General features: G+C 34.6%; 14 protein-coding genes. 6 read left to right on the forward strand and 8 right to left on the reverse strand.

From position 1 onward, the window contains the following. Window positions 1-83: 83 nt before the first annotated feature. From punC to NWE55_RS14045, 4 genes are all read right to left on the reverse strand, one after another. Window positions 84-1,259: a purine nucleoside transporter PunC gene (gene punC / locus NWE55_RS14030; protein ID WP_155091647.1), complete on the reverse strand. Its 1,176-nt coding sequence runs from the start codon at window positions 1,257-1,259 to the stop codon at window positions 84-86. Window positions 1,260-1,420: 161 nt separating this feature from the next. Further along, on the reverse strand, window positions 1,421-1,645 hold the full coding sequence (locus tag NWE55_RS14035; protein ID WP_155091648.1) for a Sec-independent protein translocase subunit TatA/TatB: 225 nt from the start codon (window positions 1,643-1,645) through the stop codon (window positions 1,421-1,423). Window positions 1,646-1,892: 247 nt separating this feature from the next. Then, window positions 1,893-2,963, reverse strand: a complete 1,071-nt coding sequence (locus NWE55_RS14040) for an alanine racemase (protein ID WP_258204278.1) — start codon at window positions 2,961-2,963, stop codon at window positions 1,893-1,895. Between the two features lie 2 nt (window positions 2,964-2,965). After that, window positions 2,966-3,409, reverse strand: coding sequence for a GNAT family N-acetyltransferase (locus tag NWE55_RS14045; RefSeq protein WP_155091650.1), 444 nt, complete (start codon window positions 3,407-3,409; stop codon window positions 2,966-2,968). A 380-nt stretch (window positions 3,410-3,789) separates the two neighbouring features. Between NWE55_RS14045 and NWE55_RS14050 the strand changes: the two genes are divergently transcribed. Next, entirely contained in the window at window positions 3,790-4,260 is a 471-nt protein-coding gene (locus NWE55_RS14050; protein WP_258204279.1) for an META domain-containing protein, read from the forward strand. Between the two features lie 91 nt (window positions 4,261-4,351). Here the strand turns inward: NWE55_RS14050 and NWE55_RS14055 are convergent, their stop codons facing one another. The 4 genes from NWE55_RS14055 to tsaD are packed head-to-tail and all read right to left on the reverse strand — an operon-like array spanning window position 4,352 to window position 8,389. Continuing rightward, window positions 4,352-5,548 (reverse strand): THUMP-like domain-containing protein, encoded by a 1,197-nt coding sequence (locus NWE55_RS14055; protein WP_258204280.1) that lies wholly within the window; start codon window positions 5,546-5,548, stop codon window positions 4,352-4,354. Further along, window positions 5,549-6,640, reverse strand: coding sequence for an AI-2E family transporter (locus NWE55_RS14060; RefSeq protein ID WP_155091659.1), 1,092 nt, complete (start codon window positions 6,638-6,640; stop codon window positions 5,549-5,551). It abuts the gene before it with no gap. 7 nt (window positions 6,641-6,647) lie between these two features. Continuing rightward, a complete protein-coding gene (locus NWE55_RS14065) occupies window positions 6,648-7,355 on the reverse strand; it encodes a 16S rRNA (uracil(1498)-N(3))-methyltransferase (RefSeq protein WP_155091660.1) in 708 nt (235 codons plus the stop codon). An 11-nt stretch (window positions 7,356-7,366) separates the two neighbouring features. Then, a complete protein-coding gene (gene tsaD / locus NWE55_RS14070; RefSeq protein ID WP_258204281.1) occupies window positions 7,367-8,389 on the reverse strand; it encodes a tRNA (adenosine(37)-N6)-threonylcarbamoyltransferase complex transferase subunit TsaD in 1,023 nt (340 codons plus the stop codon). A 234-nt stretch (window positions 8,390-8,623) separates the two neighbouring features. Between tsaD and NWE55_RS14075 the strand changes: the two genes are divergently transcribed. The 5 genes from NWE55_RS14075 (at window position 8,624) to NWE55_RS14095 (ending at window position 16,378) form a co-directional block, all read left to right on the forward strand. After that, a complete protein-coding gene (locus NWE55_RS14075; protein ID WP_258204282.1) occupies window positions 8,624-13,012 on the forward strand; it encodes a translocation/assembly module TamB domain-containing protein in 4,389 nt (1,462 codons plus the stop codon). A 110-nt stretch (window positions 13,013-13,122) separates the two neighbouring features. Next, window positions 13,123-14,109 carry a 6-phosphofructokinase gene (gene pfkA, locus NWE55_RS14080; RefSeq protein WP_155091663.1) on the forward strand — a complete coding sequence of 329 codons (987 nt, stop codon included), beginning with the start codon at window positions 13,123-13,125 and terminating at the stop codon, window positions 14,107-14,109. Window positions 14,110-14,136: 27 nt separating this feature from the next. Next, window positions 14,137-15,138, forward strand: a complete 1,002-nt coding sequence (gap, locus tag NWE55_RS14085; protein WP_155091664.1) for a type I glyceraldehyde-3-phosphate dehydrogenase — start codon at window positions 14,137-14,139, stop codon at window positions 15,136-15,138. A gap of 9 nt (window positions 15,139-15,147) precedes the next feature. Further along, window positions 15,148-15,993, forward strand: a complete 846-nt coding sequence (locus tag NWE55_RS14090; RefSeq protein WP_155091665.1) for a BadF/BadG/BcrA/BcrD ATPase family protein — start codon at window positions 15,148-15,150, stop codon at window positions 15,991-15,993. Between the two features lie 7 nt (window positions 15,994-16,000). Next, window positions 16,001-16,378 (forward strand): methylglyoxal synthase, encoded by a 378-nt coding sequence (locus NWE55_RS14095; protein WP_155091666.1) that lies wholly within the window; start codon window positions 16,001-16,003, stop codon window positions 16,376-16,378. Window positions 16,379-16,491: the final 113 nt, after the last annotated feature.

Here is a 16,491-nt window from a genome sequence, read left to right on the forward strand (position 1 = left end):
AGAATTTTGCTCTGTAGCTTAATAATTAAAAAACAAAAAAGGCTTCCTAGAGGAAGCCTTTTTAATTGATATAATGTAGGATGTTATTTGCTTTTTAAAGATAGCTTATACCCAATAAATACGAATACAATGGTACTGGCCATTACAATTGTGGTTGCTAATAATGCTTTGTGAGAGAACAGTGATACAGCTGCGCTGGTAAGAAAACATACCCCCAGTTGAAGCGTGTTTTGTAAAGCTGCAGCCTTACCTGAATTAGCAGCAAATGGTTTTAAAGCTTCGGCAACTACTATGGGATAGCACGCTCCATTAACTAAAGCCATTAAGCAAAATGGGATCAATAATATAACTAAGGTTGGTGTGGTGAATACTGCTAATAACAGTAGAGCAACAACACAAAGTGTAAAGGTGATCATTAATCCTGGTATTAGTTTTCTTCCGTCCATTTTGCTGGATAATACTCTGTAACCATAACCTCCAATTAAAAAGGCAATAGTCTGAGGAACGAAACTAAAGCCAATTTGACTTTCATTATATCCTAATTCTTTTAAAAAGAAAGGAGATCCAGTTAGCCATGCAAAGAAAGCACCTGAACAGAAAGCATAAATCATGACATTACCCAAGTATTTCTGTGATTTTAATATACTAAGGTAACTCACGGGCTCTTGTTCTGTAGCGTCGTCTGTATTGGCTTGTTTTTTGGGTGATTTTAGCCTTAAGGTGTATAGCATTAACAGCGCTGCTATAATGGCCAAAGAAATGAATATTGATCTCCAACCAAAGTGTTGTAATAAGTAGACCCCAAGTAGTGGAGCAAGGGCAGGAGATAGAGCTACTAAAGGCATAATGCTTGCGAATACTTTGTTGGTCTGATCGCTTGGATAGCGTTCAATCACTAAAGCTTGCCAGCATACAGCTGCAGCGCATACTCCAATGGCTTGTACTAATCTTAAGGCCAATAATACATTTACATTAGAAGTAAAGTATATAAACAAAGAGGATATCGCAAAAATACTTAGACCTGTTAGTATGGCTTTGGGTTTTCCATATTTATCTGCTATTGGCCCCCAAAGCAATTGTGCGATAGAATATCCTCCCAAAAAAAGCGTTAAACTCGCACCAATAGTACTCTTAGATGTATTCAAATCTTGCTTCATTGTGTCAAATGCAGGTAAATACATATCTGTGGCTAAAAAGCCGATGATACTAAGCCCTGCTAAATAGACAAGAAACAGAAAGTTGTTTTTCTGTGTAGACATATTTGTTTTTTTTATTGCCTTACAAAAATAAGCCTTTATCTGCTGCGAAACAGTAGTTGTGATAGTAAAAGTTTATAGTGTATTATAAGTGTTTTATCCAGAGGTATTTATTAAGATATCTTATTTTATAAAACAAAAGGTTGCCTTATTAGGCAGCCTTTTTAATCTTGTTTTGCTTTCTGCTCTTGATTTGAATCACTGTGTTGATTCTGTGCAGTAGTAGCATTTGATTCGCGAGTAGCTTGTTTAAACTCTTTAATTCCTGTTCCAAGTCCTTTCATTAATTCGGGGATTTTCTTTCCGCCAAACAAAAGCAAAGCGATTGCAACAACAACTATAAGCTCAGAAGGCGCTACTCCTCCTAAAGGGATAATTGTTTGAATCATTGTAAAAAAACTTTTTGATTGAGGTTAACAAAAGTAAAAGACATTGGGCTTTGCTTGATTTTTTTTAACCTAAGTTTTAGATAGTTGTTCCTTTTGGTACCTAATTAATACTCTTGTAAGTAGTGCAAATTCTTTATGGGGAAATTGTGCTTATTTACAGATTGCTTGTTAAGGTGTTTACTGATTTTAGTGCATAAAAAAAGCTCACACCAATAATTTATTCGTGTGAGCTCTATAAGAAGGTATATTAAATTATTTCTTTTTCTACGTAGTCAGAATTCATGATTCTTAGAATTCCCATGTAATCCATGTGAAAGGGAATGGTATCTCCAACTTTTAATTTCTTTGGATTTTGTCCCAAATCAATGACAATCATATCTGAACTTGCCCCGACAATCTCGATATCAGGCCATAGAGGAGTGATGTGTTCAATGTCGATGTCAAGTAGTCCTAAATCGATAATAGCTCTGTAATTGGTGCTATCTTCCCATTCGGGATTAAAACTAACTTTCTCGCCAGTCATATTTAGACCTACTTCTCCTTCAGGCATCATTGGTTTTTCATGTAGTTCAATGATTTCCGTGTGAAGCTTAAAGACGTTCTGCTTTAAGTTCTCATAGGAAGACCCGTCATAAGCATTGGTTCCCATAAATAGACTCTCTCCGATTCTAAAATGGTTAATAGCCTTTGGGATACTGCTATTCATAATCAGAGGAATTGTCACAGAGGCTCCTCCAGAGATATACGGAATTGTCTTGTTAAATCTCAGCTCAAGCACTTCCTTGTAGAGGGTGAGTTGAATGAGTTTGTCATTATTGGGTAATATTCCATACATACAAGTAAGATTTGCACCTAATCCAATGATTTGGATATTTGGCAAGTTGAATACTTGCTGGTAAAAATCGATGAGATCTTCCCTTAAAACACCTTCCCTTAACTCACCGAGTTCAACCATAATTACCACTTTGTGGTGTTTGTTCTGTTTAACTGCTTCTTGAGAGAGAAGTTTAATAGTTTCAAGTTCTGTGTTAAAGCTTATGTCGGCAAACTCAACAATTTCATCAATGCTGCCATTTGGAGCGGGCTTGATGTAAATGGTTTCTACCTGATCATTGATAGCTTTGATTGCCTTTAAATTTGATACTCTTGAGTCGCAAATTTGCTTTATATCTAAAGAGAGAACCTCTCTTAAAAAGATTTCGTTTCCACAAAGTAATTTTCCAACAACAGCCCATTGGATATTATTATTTTCAAAAAGTTGGTCAAGTTGTTCGAAATTGTGCTTTAACTTGTTTTTGTCTAAAGTTATAAAAGCCATGATTACTTTGTTAAGCGCATTTCAATGTATTTTTTTTCAAATCCTTGTCTTTCATACAAGTTTTGTGCTGGATTATCAGCATCAACATGCAATGCAATAGATCCTTTGGCCTCTTGTTTTATGCGTTGGATCAATTGGGAGCCTATTCCTTGGCCTCTTTCCTTGGAGTCAGTTGCAATATAAACTAATATATGTTCGGGTATAAAACCTTCCATTAGCGTATTTAAAACAACAGTAATACCGACAATTTTGTCTTGTTGATTGGTAGCTACCAATAAGAATCCTCCAGGTTTGTTATCTTTTTCAAGAGCGTAGTCTATAGCCTTTAAAATGTCTTGCTTTTTGTCGCCATATTGCTCTAAATGCAGATTTAGAAAATCAGCATACAGGTTAATTTCGTCATTGTTAATCTTGTTTTGTTTGTCAATTTTTTTAATGCTTAGCATATAAATTATTTTTTGCTTACTCCATACACCTTAAGCTGCAAAATATGTTTGATTATTCAATGTATTTTGTAGTTGTAAGCCGGTTATTAAAACAGTGTATTTCTACAAATTTAATAAAAAATGCCTTTTGATTCAAATTTTTAGCTTTTTAAGTGGATTTGTTGCATAAAATGACGTTAAAAATTAAGTTTTGATACACTATGATTAACCTCTGTATTTTTACAAGTAATTGTTCGATTTTTTACAGTATTAATTTGGATAAAAAAAGGGGATAACCTTTTAATAATCAGAAAGAAAGTGACTGTTTGTTTTGTTTTTTATATCTTTAACCAAGAGTGATATTACACTTGATTTGAAAACAAAATAAATCTTGGCTTGATATGGGAGGAAAATTTAGTTTATTTTTTGCAGTATTTTTGTGTACATTAGGGTTAATGGCTTGTAAAGGTCAATTGCCAATGCAGAGTGATAACAAGATAAAAGAGAATATGTCGAATAAATTAACTACCTCGTCTTGGATACTGGAGTCCGTTGTTGATGGGGAAGGGGGACAATTAATATCCTCTAAAACTTTTGGAGATGAAATACCAGTAATAACTTTTAATTTAGAAGATTTAAAAGTGCAGGGTTTCGATGGATGTAATACGTTTTCTGGTAGCTTCTCTATTCAAAGAGACAGTCAAATAGAGATAGATAAGCGATTAAAGTCTACGCGTATGTTTTGTGAAGCAGTGCCCTCAGGTGCTTTTCTAAAGGCATTGTTTAACGCGACACAATACGAGTTAAATGCGAATAAATTAGTTCTTAAAAGCGATACTCAGCAGTTGATGGTCCTAGTGCAGCAACAGTAGATTTGGTGTTTAGCTATTGTTAAGAATAAACTTTGATATACAGACAATTAGATGTAAAAATAATGGGAGCGAGTTTATCGCTCCCATTTTATTATATTTTAGTTTCTATTTTTGTTTTAAGACATTTGATAAAAACTTTCTCTTGATTGTTTAAGGTGGTGAAAAAAAGGTATTGCTCACCGCCATCTTTAATCTTCCATTTCTTGCGGAGTTCTTCTACCTTTATTGGAAAGTTACGCGTTGTTACATTGGCCTTGGTATTGGTTAGATACAATTTAGCGTTTGCTTTGTTGTAGGGGATGACCTCTTGTATTTCAAATGACCTACCTGCAAAGTTTTCAATTAAATTGTCACTTGTATATAGTTGAGAGTGTTGATGTAATTTTTCAATTTTATAATAAGGACAAATACAGTCAAATTTTCCAGTTTTTAGTACAGCACTATTGGGCTCATATAAAAACTTTTTAGGTAAAGCGTAAACAGGCTCACAACTTTGATCGAGTGTAGTCTTAAAAGTGCTAATTTGATTGTGGTGTATATTAACAGCGGTTAATTCAACGCTTGCAATACTTCCTTTTTTTAACACCCACAAGAGCTCTTTTACTTCATTGTTTAATGCAATGATGTGAATTGCGCTAACGTGCTTTAGTTCATTAAGCCCTGCGTGAATATCCAAAAGGGGAGAGGTCTTAATTAGCACATTATTTGTATGCGAAAATAGAAGTTCTAAATGTTCAGGTACGTTGGGCAAACAATCACTTAAAAAGAATACTTTCTCTTTGGATTGATTTCTTCGTGCGGGATCAACGTAAATCCAGTCCCATTGTTTTTTCTGCTCAGCTATATACACTAAGCTATCTCCACAGTGTGTAGTAATATTCTTGACACCTAATTGATTATAGTTATGAGCTACCATATGACTTAGGTAGGACTGCATCTCACAGTGTACAACTTGTTTTATATGCTTTGCAAAGTAAAGACAATCCACACCAAAGCCTCCAGTAAGGTCAATTAGACTCTCACCAAAAACTAAGTTTGCTTTGTATTGAGCACATACCTCAGATGAAGTTTGTTCAATAGAAAGCTTAGCAGGGTACAGTATATTTGGACTGTTGTACCAAGTCGGAAGTTTGTCAATACACTTTTGCTTAGCTTCGATTTGCATGAGTAAATCACTCATTTCAATATGTTGAAAAGGAGATTTTTTAAAAGCTAAATCTTTATTGTTTTTATCAAGGTGATCATTAATGTACTCTTGAACTTCAAGAGCTAATAAAGGATTTTCCAATTATAACTTTTTGGTTAATATTTGAATAAAGCGAACATTTGGCAAGAACTCTTTAGCTATAACTTTTATACAAGTATAAATAGGGACAGCTGCAATCATTCCAAAAATTCCTGAGAACATTCCAGAGGCTAGAATAACAATGAATATCTCTAAAGGATGTGATTTAACGCTATTTGAAAAGATCAAAGGCTGGTTTACAACGTTGTCGATTAGTTGAATAAATAAAAAGCCAAACATAACTGTTAACGCCTTTGGTAGAGTAACTTCTGTTATGTTATCGCCTAAAAAGCTCAACATGGTAAACAAAACTGCAAGGACGTTTCCAATTAGTGGGCCTATATATGGAATGATGTTTAAGATAGCACATAAGAATGCGATCATTAAGGCACCATTTACTCCAACTATTGCTAAAAGGATAAAACTCAAAATAAAGATAACCGTAATTTGAGCTACTAGTCCAAGAAAGTATCTCGACAGTAGATTGTTAATTTTATCCAATGAAGTTAATACTTTGTTTTCGTGTTTACTTGGGAATATCTTCTTGAACTGGTATTCTAAGATAACTTGATCTTTTAAAAAGAAAAAAGTGATAAATAAAATAGCAAAAACTCCCATTCCAAACTCACTTAGAAAACCAAGTAATGTGTTGAATAAATTTGGAACAAAGTCTAGTTTGAGCTGAGATTTAAAATTCGCACTCTCTAAAAGGGTGTCTAAACTAAAGCCCTTGGTTGATAAATATAGGTCGAGTTTGTGAATTAACCCATTAAAATCCTCTTGCAAATGTGAGGTGTTTAAGACAGATAAGTTCTGTGCTTGTGTGGTAAATAAAGGGATAAACATAAATATAAAGCCGATAAAGAAAGCGATGTAAATAACAATAGTTATCACAACGGCTAAGGTGCGCTTTATACGTAGTTTTTTCTTAAAAAACTCTACTAAAGGTTTACCTATCAATGCTAAGACAAAAGCCAAGGCAGTATAGATAAAAAGAGAACTAATTTGCAATATTAACATTGCACCTAGGTATATTGCTACTAATATTAAAACAGCTCTTACAATACCTTTAGAAATCGTTTTTGAATCAACCATAAATATTTTATTCGTTTGTGAATATAAAACTGTGTACCGCAACTACCGCTGCAGTTTCAGTGCGTAACCTTGTGTGTCCAAGAGAAACAGGCTTATAACCTTTGTCAAGAGCTAATTGTATTTCACTTGGAGAGAAATCTCCTTCTGGACCTACTAAAAGTAAATAATTTTTGTGAGGTAATATACTGTCTTTTAACAAAATTTTTTCTTGGTCTTCCTCACAATGAGCAATGTATAATTCTCCTTGGTGATCTTGATTCAAAAATTCTTTTAGAGAAATAGGTTGATTGAGTTTCGGCAAGTACATTTGAAGGGATTGTTTCATTGCTGATTGAACAATTCTTTCAAATCGCTCGGTCTTAACTATCTTTCTTTCCGAATGTTCACAGATAATTGGCGTTATTTCGTGAATGCCTATTTCAGTGGCTTTTTCCAAGAACCACTCGTAGCGTTCATTCATTTTGGTAGGAGCCACGGCTAAGTGCAGTCGAAATGGGGTATGTGGGATTAATTTATGTTCGATAATTTGAGTCATACAAGCTTTGTCGGAATCTAAAGTAATCTCAGTGGTGAATAAATTCCCATTGCCATCCGTTACATGAAGCGTATCTCCAATTTTTCGTCTAAGGACTTTTATGATGTGTTTACTTTCGTCTTTGTCAAAAGTAAAAGTAGGGTTATCAGTACTGATATTTGGGGAATAAAATAATTGCATAAGTTTGGTTTTTAAAATTCTATACGAGCTTTTGATACGATGGAAGAATCGGCAAATATTGATTCGCAATATCTATAATAACCCACAATACCTATCATCGCAGCATTATCAGTTGTGTATTCAAACTTTGGAATAAAGGTTTTCCACTTGTATTTGTCTTCTGCTTGTTTGAGTGTTTGTCGAATACCTGAATTGGCAGAAACCCCACCACCTATAGCAATTTGCTTTATGCCAGTTTGTTTAACAGCTAATTTTAATTTATCCATTAAGATCTGTATAATCGTATATTGAATAGAAGCACAGATATCTGCTTTGTTTTCTTCTATAAAATTAGGATTCTCCTTCACACTCTTTTGTATAAAATACAAGATTTGTGTTTTTAAGCCACTGAAACTAAAGTTTAACCCATCTACTTTTGGCTTTGTAAATTGAAAAGCTTTAGGATTACCTTCTTTGGCATACTTGTCAATCAACGGGCCTCCAGGATAAGGGAATCCCAATATTTTTGCAGACTTGTCAAAGGCCTCACCAACAGCGTCATCAGTTGTTTCTCCCAGAATCTCTAAATCAAAAAAGCTATTTACTTTAACTATTTGAGTATGACCTCCTGAGATAGTCAAAGCAAGAAAGGGAAACTCTGGCTTGTCATAGCCTTGTTCATCGATAAAATGGCAAAGAATATGAGCGTGCATGTGATTCACAGCGACAAGGGGAATATTCAAGGCAAGAGACAGAGATTTTGCAAAGGATCCACCGACTAATAGTGATCCCATTAAGCCTGGGCCTTGTGTAAAGGCAATCCCGTTTAATTCTTCTTTGGTTATTCCAGCTTTCTTTAAGGCGATATCCACAACTGGTACAATGTTTTGTTGGTGTGCACGAGAAGCTAATTCGGGCACTACACCACCATATTGTTCGTGTATTTCTTGTTTAGCTACTACATTTGACAATACTTTATTATTGTGCATTACCGCTGCTGATGTGTCATCACATGAGCTTTCTATAGCTAAAATATAAGTTGATTTAGAAGACATTCTCTATTTGAAATTTTTGTTTAAGAATAACTGTTTTAACTTGACAAAACATGGTATTCTATGTGGAAAAATACTTAAATTTGCTATTTGCTATTTTATTGTGAAATAAGCAAATAATTAGGCTGCAAATTTAAAACATAAAACGTTATCAAAAAATTTAAAAAAATAGTTTTTCGCCTTCTATTGGCGTTGGTGTGTCTGTTAGTTATCATAATAGCAACCTTGTCGTTACCTGTGGTTCAAAGTATCATGGCCAGCATTGCGGTAGAAAAAGTAAACGACAAGTTTGGTACTAAGTTCGACATCGACCGATTATATATTGATTTTTTTGGTAGAATTTCTCTAAGAGGTGTATCAGTAAGGGATAATCACGACTATAAGTTTATAGAAATTAAAAGTTTTAAAACGCGTATTACCGACTTTGACGCCTTAAAGAAGGGACAAATCTTTTTAGGAGATACTCATATCAGCAATCTATTTCTAAATATCCACAAGTACAAAGCAGAAGAAATGACTAATCTTGATGCTTTAATTGCAGTATTTGACAATGGAAAAGAAGGGGATGGTAAGTTTAGGTTAAAGTCGAAGAATATCTACATGAGTTCCTCTCATTTTAAAGTTTCTGACGATAACAATGAAACTGTCACAGCAGTTGACTTTAAAGAGTTAAATGGTGAGGTAAACAACTTTTTGATTAAAGGGCCAGAGATTTATGGTAATATCAAGAAGGCTTCTTTTAAAGATCACTGGGGGTTGAATGTAAATCGCCTTGCCGGAGATTTCTCTCATACAAAAACAACTATTGGTGTTAAGTCACTTGAACTAGTAACAGATCAATCTTCAATTGCAGGAGATTTACTCTTTAGTTTTGCTCAAGGAGATATGAAGTATTTTACCGATAAGGTAAACTGGGATTTTAAAATCAGTAAAGCTTCTTTGAATACTTCTGATTTAAATGTTTTTGCACCAGAGTTCTCCTCGAATAAACAGCTGTATTTTCAAGGAAGTATTGTTGGAGTGATGAACGATTTTCAATTGATTAATGCACGCTTACTCGACCAAAGTAATTCACAAGTAATAGGTCAATTTGCCTTTAGAAACGTCTTTGATAAAGATAAGCCGTTTTGGATGAAGACAAACTTGTCAAAGCTTTATATTTCTCGCTATAATTTAGTTAGTTTGATGCCTGATTTGCTGAAGTCAAAGTTACCTGAGTCTTTGGACAATATGGGAATGTTTGATATTCACGGTGAATTAGAGATGACTAAGCGTACCTTGAAAACTGATATTGACGTTTTAACTAATATTGGTAAAGGTAGAGCTAAGTTAGAGATTAATCATTTGGACGAGCCTGATTTAGCACAATATAAAGGGAATATAGCCCTGGATAAGTTTGACTTGGGAAGTTTTATTGACAACAAGCAATTCGGAGTAACTTCTTTCGATTTGTATGTGGATGGAAAAGGCTTTAATCAAGAATCTTTAAATACTTCTATTAAGGGGGATGTCTTTTCACTGGTGTTTGCCAAATATAAGTACACGTCAATTGCCGTAGATGGTACATTAAAGATGCCGTATTTTAAAGGTCTTGTTCACACTGATGATCCCAATTTAAAATTGGACTTTAATGGAAAAGTTGACTTTAGCTCGAAAGTGAAAAATTATGACTTTGTTGCAGACGTTGATTATGCTGATTTACACGCTTTAAAGTTTGTTAATGATACCCTTGCGCAGTTTAAGGGAAGTTTTGAGTTTAAAGCTTCTGGAAATTCGATAGAAGATTTAGAAGGGGTGTTTAAAGTAAACTCGTCTCAGTATAACAACACTAAAGATTTCTATGTTTTTGATGAGTTTTCTGTTACTTCGGCTTTTAATCAAGATGGCGAGCGTTCAATACAAATTAACTCAAAAGAAGCTATTAAAGGATATGTGATAGGAAAGTACAGGTTTAAGGATTTAAAGAGCTTATTTACCAATGCTCTGGGAAGTCTATATACTAACTACAACCCTTATAAAATAGCTGAAGGTCAATATTTGGATTTTGATATCACAGTACACAATAGGTTGATAGAGGTATTTTTACCTCAGTTAACAGTCAGTGAGAGTACTCGTGTAGAAGGGTTGATTAACAATGATGAAAACGAGTTTAAGTTGCGCTTTGACTCACCGAGTATATCTTTAGATAAAATTGGGTTTCACAATATTGTTTTGTATGTAAATAACAATAACCCATTATATAATACCTATGTCTCAATTGATAGTGTAAGGACAGGTATGTATAAGATCTCAGACTTTAATTTACTGAACTTAACCCATAACGATACGCTATTTGTGCGTTCTGAGTTTAAGGGAGGGGATAATAATCGAGATGTCTTTAATTTAAACTTATATCACACCATTAATCAGGATAATATGTCTGTGGTTGGGTTTAAGAAATCAGATATCTTTTTCAAAGATTTTATTTGGAATGTCAATGAGAAAGAAGACAAAAGTAACAAAGTGATTTTCAATAAAAAGCTAACTGACTTTACCATTGATTCACTTGTGATGTCTCACAAAGGGCAAAGGGTAGCCCTTAGTGGTGTGATGCGAGATTCTACTTATAAGCACTTAGATTTGGACTTTTCTCAAGTTGAGCTAGCTAAGATTACACCTGATATTAATAACTTGAAGTTCTCAGGTATGATAGACGGAGATATTCACTTTTCTCAAGATAAAGATTTATTTCACCCAAGAGCCAATGTTGAGATAGATTCGCTTCATATTAATGATTATGATCTTGGAACTATGTTGTTTAAAGTAGATGGTAATGAAAAGTTAGATAACTTTAAAGTAGAATCGTCTATTTCAAAATTCGACAAGGAATCTTTTTACCTCAATGGAGATATCAATATAATCAATAAAAAGACCTATTTTAACTTAGAATCTGGGTTTAAAGAATTTAGCTTAAAACCGATAGGGCCACTTTTAAGTAGTGTGGCTTCCTCTATGCGAGGAACTGCATCAGGAAAGATTAGTATACTTGGAACACCGAGTGATCCAGAGGTCAATGGACGATTGTATCTAAGTAAAGCTGGATTTTTGTCTAAGTTTACAGGAGTGGACTATTTGTTTGAGGAGCATTCAGCTCTGGATATTACCCAAAAACAATTTATCCTTAGAAACGCAAGAATTATAGATTCAAAATATAAGACCGAAGGAGTAGTTGACGGTTATGTTTCTCATAAAATGTTTAATGATTGGGCATTGAATTTAAAGTTGTCATCGCCTAATTTATTGGCATTAGACACCAAGTTTACTGAAGGTAGTTTATACTATGGAACAGCTTTTATCAATGGTCAGGCGAATTTAACTGGGCCTGTAGAAATGCTAAATATTGATATCAATGCCACTTCTAACAAAGGTACAGCGATTAAGATTCCTTTGAAAGAAGCTCAAAATACAGGGGAGAATAATTATATCTATTTCTTGACTCGCAAGGAAAAAGAGCTTCGAAAGAAAAGTAAAGATAGCGACCCATATCGCTATAGAAATAGTGGAATAGAATTAGACTTTGAGTTTATTGTTACACCTGAGGCGGAAATAGAGATCATCTTAGATCGCGAATCTGGGCATGCCATGAAAGGTAAAGGAGCTGGTTTTATTACTATGGAAATTAATACTCTTGGAAAGTTTAATATGTGGGGGGATTTTCAAGCTTATGAAGGAGAGTATAACTTTAAATATGGAGGACTGATAGACAAGAGATTTGTAGTAAAAAAATATGGAACTATTCGCTGGGATGGTGATCCAATGAATGCTATACTTGACTTACAGGCAATTTATCACACAGAGGCAAACCCAAGAGTTATTGTTGATAATTCGATTATTAATAGAAAGGTACCAACAGACGTGGCTATTGTTTTAAACGGTAGTTTGAGTAGTCCAGAGGTAGATTTTGAAATTAACTTTCCAACGGTAAGTTCGGTTGTTAAATCTGAGTTGGACTACAAGTTAAGTGATAGAGATACCCGAGAAAGACAAGCTATGGCATTGTTAGCAACAGGGGCGTTTTTCTCATCAGATAATTCGTCTTCCGCTTTAGCTGGTAGTTTATTTGAAAGAGCCAGTAGCATTTTTGATGACTTATTTTCTGATGAGGATGACAAATTCAAAGTAGGCTTAAACTACGCTCAGGGAGAGCGAAATCCATACACGCAAACAGAAGGGCGTTTAGGGGTTACTTTCTCAACTAAAGTTAACGATCGCATTTCTGTCAATGGAAAACTGGGAGTACCTGTAGGAGGGGAAGAACAATCTGTGATCGTAGGGGATGTAGAGGTCTTGTTGCGCATTAATGAAGAGGGAACATTAAATGCTCGTTTTTTCAATAGGGAGAACGACATCAATTACTTAGGAGAAGGTATTGGTTATACACAAGGAGTAGGTTTGACTTATGAAGTGGACTTTGACACTTTTAAGGAGTTATTGTCTAAAATTTTGAATCAAGCAGACAAGCGCGCCAAGGAAAAGAAAGAGAAAGAAAAGAAGGAAAATAGTAGGACAGAAGAACTACCAGACTCTGATTTTAATCGCGATTTTATTAAATTTTATGAGGATCGTAGAAGAAATAATTCTAAATAGTTCAAATGTTAATTATTTAACAAAATTATAATACCAAAATAAGAATTAAACATCCAATAATCTTGTCCAAGTAACGATTATTTGCTAAATTTACTCAAAATGTTAATCATATGAGTAAGGCAATAAAAAGAATAGGTGTTTTAACTTCTGGAGGTGATGCTCCGGGTATGAATGCAGCCATTAGAGCTATTGTTCGTACTTGTTCATTCCATGGAGTAGAGTGTATAGGAGTATTTCGTGGTTTTCAAGGGCTTGTTGAGGGTGATTTTGAAGTATTAGGTCCAAGAGATGTAAACTACATTATTAATAAAGGGGGAACTATTTTAAAAACAGCAAGATGTGCTGCATTTAAGACTTCAGAAGGTAGACAGGCTGCATACGATAATTTGAAGAAAGCAGAGATAGATGCTTTAATCGTTATCGGTGGAGATGGAAGTTTTACTGGAGCAATGGTCTTGAGTAAAGAGTTTGACATTCCTGTAATGGGAATACCTGGTACGATTGACAATGATATTCATGGAACCAGTCATACCATTGGTTTTGACACAGCATTAAATACAGTAGTAGATGCGGTGGATAAGATTAGAGATACTGCGAGTTCACATAAGCGTCTATTCTTTGTAGAGGTTATGGGGCGTGATGCTGGGCATATTGCATTAAATGCAGGTATCGGAGCAGGAGCAGAGGAAATATTGATCCCAGAGGAAGATTTGGGACTAGAAAGGCTACTTGAGTCTTTGAAGAAAAGTAAAAAATCAGGAAAATCATCTAGTATAGTAATTGTAGCAGAAGGAGAAAGACTCGGTAAAAACGTATTTGAATTAGGGGAATACGTAGAAGAGAATTTACCTGAGTATGAAGTGCGTGTATCAGTATTAGGTCATATGCAAAGGGGTGGGGCGCCTTCTTGTTTTGATAGGGTACTTGCAAGTAGATTAAGTGTAAAAGCAGTAGAAACTTTACTAGAAGGTCAAAGTAACTTTATGGTGGGGCTTATCAACGATCAGGTTGCCTTAACTCCACTTGAACAAGCTGTGAAAGGGCATTCTCCAATAGATAAAGATCTGTTGAGAGTATCAGATATAATTACAATTTAAAAAAATAACTTAATAAAAAAAGATATTATGAAGACAAGAATAGGGATTAACGGTTTCGGACGTATTGGACGTTTAATGTTTAGAGAAGCAGTAAAAAGAAGTGATGTGGAAATTGTAGCTGTAAACGATTTAATGCAAGTTGAGCATTTAGCTTATTTGATTAAATACGATTCAGTACATGGACGTTTTGATGGAACAGTTGAAGTGAAAGATGGCAACTTGGTAATTAATGGAAAAACAGTTCGTGTAACTGCTGAAAAAGATCCATTAATGCTTAAATGGGATGAAGTAAAAGTAGATGTTGTTGCTGACTGTACAGGTATTTTTACAAACCTTGAAGGTGCGCAAAAACACATTGATGCAGGAGCTAAGAAAGTTTTGATTTCTGCACCTTCTGCTGATGCTCCAATGTTTGTAATGGGAGTGAATGAGAAAGAGTTAAAAGCAACAGATACAATTATCTCAAATGCATCTTGTACTACTAACTGTCTAGCTCCATTAGCTAAAGTTCTAAATGACAAGTTTGGAATTGTTGAAGGTTTAATGACTACAATTCACGCTACAACTGCAACTCAGTTTACTGTGGATGGTCCTTCTAAGAAAGACTACAGAGGTGGACGCTCGGCTTTATTAAATATTATTCCTGCTTCAACAGGTGCGGCTAAAGCTGTAGGTAAAGTTATTCCTGAATTGAAAGGTAAATTAACGGGTATGTCTATGCGTGTTCCAACAGCTGACGTATCTACTGTGGATTTAACTGTGAAATTAGGTAAAGAAACTTCTTACGAGGAAGTAATGGCTGTACTTAAAAAAGCAAGTGAAAACGAATTAAAAGGTGTTATGTTATATGTTGAAGATGACGTAGTTTCTCAAGACTTCGTATCTAATACACACACTTGTATCGTTGACTCTAAAGCTGGTATTGGATTAAACAGTACATTCTTTAAATTCGTAGCATGGTACGATAATGAGTATGGTTATTCTTCTAAAATGGTTGAAATGGCTATTCATTTAAACAGTGTAAAATAATTTAAAACAATGAAGATTATAGTCGATAGTGGTTCTACTAAGGCTGATTGGATCTTCTTTGACCAAAATAAGAATTTAATAACTTCGGTAACCAGTCTTGGACTTAATCCCGAAGTTATTACTTTAGATGAGTTCTTTACCCGCGTTAATACTATTCCCGATATTAGGAGAAATAAGAACGAGGTTAAAGAACTTTATTTTTATGGCTCAGGATGTGGATCAGATAGAACAAGAAGTATTGTAAAAAGGTTTTTTGAGGAGTATTTTGACAATTGCAAAAGTATTCACATTCACGAAGATACCTTTGCTGCTATATATGCAACTGTAAAAAAAGGCGAAAAAGGGATTGTCTGCATTAATGGGACGGGTTCTAATGTAACCTATTTTGATGGGGAAAAAGCTCACCAGAGGATACAGTCACTTGGGTATATGGCAATGGATGATTGTAGTGGAAGTGCATTTGGAAGAATTTTGATAAAGTCTTATTTCTTAAAGATGATGCCAGTTGATTTGGCAATAGCTTTTTCTGCTAAATATGATATTGATGCAGATGTTGTGAAATACAACTTTTACAAGAAGGAGAACCCCAATGCCTATATGGCTTCTTTTCTACCGTTTTTAATAGAGCATAAAGAACATGAGTACTTTAAGAAGTTGATTAGAGAACAGATTAAGTTCTTTGTAGATAATTATATTAAAAATTATCCTGAGTATTTGGAATGTCCTGTTAGTTTTGTTGGTTCTGTTGCGTACTTTCTTCAGGATGAACTTGTGGAAATATTACAGGAAGAAGGCATTGCTTTAGGTCGTATTATTCAGAAACCTTTAGATGGGTTAATAGATTATCATAAATAATAGAATTATGGAAATAGCTATAGTAGCACATGATGCTAAGAAAAAGGAGATGCTTGAGTTTATTAAAAAGAACAAAGCTATTCTCTCTAAAGAGGGAATTAGCCTGATAGCTACTGGTACAACTGGGAGTATGGCTCAAGATGTTGGTTTTGAAGTTAAACGCATGTTGTCAGGTCCTCTTGGAGGGGATGCTCAGATTGCAGGAAGAGTGGCAGAAGGTAAAACGGCAATGGTTTTATTCTTTAAAGATCCACTTGGCAAACATCCACACGAACCAGATATCAATATGTTATTGCGCGTATGCGATGTTCACAATGTGCCTTTGGCAACTAACGTAGCTACTGCACAAATGCTTTTACAGGCCATTGATAGTGAAGTGAAATAGCGTAAAACAAGATCAATAATAGCACCTTTAAAAGAAAGGTGCTTTTTTTATTGCTTATTTTAAAGGTAGGAAGGGTAATTATTCGATTCCTTACAGGCCTAAGAGTGCTTATT

Origin of the sequence: Myroides albus (genome assembly GCF_024722315.1) — a bacterium.
Classification (GTDB): Bacteria; Bacteroidota; Bacteroidia; order Flavobacteriales; family Flavobacteriaceae; genus Flavobacterium; species Flavobacterium album_A.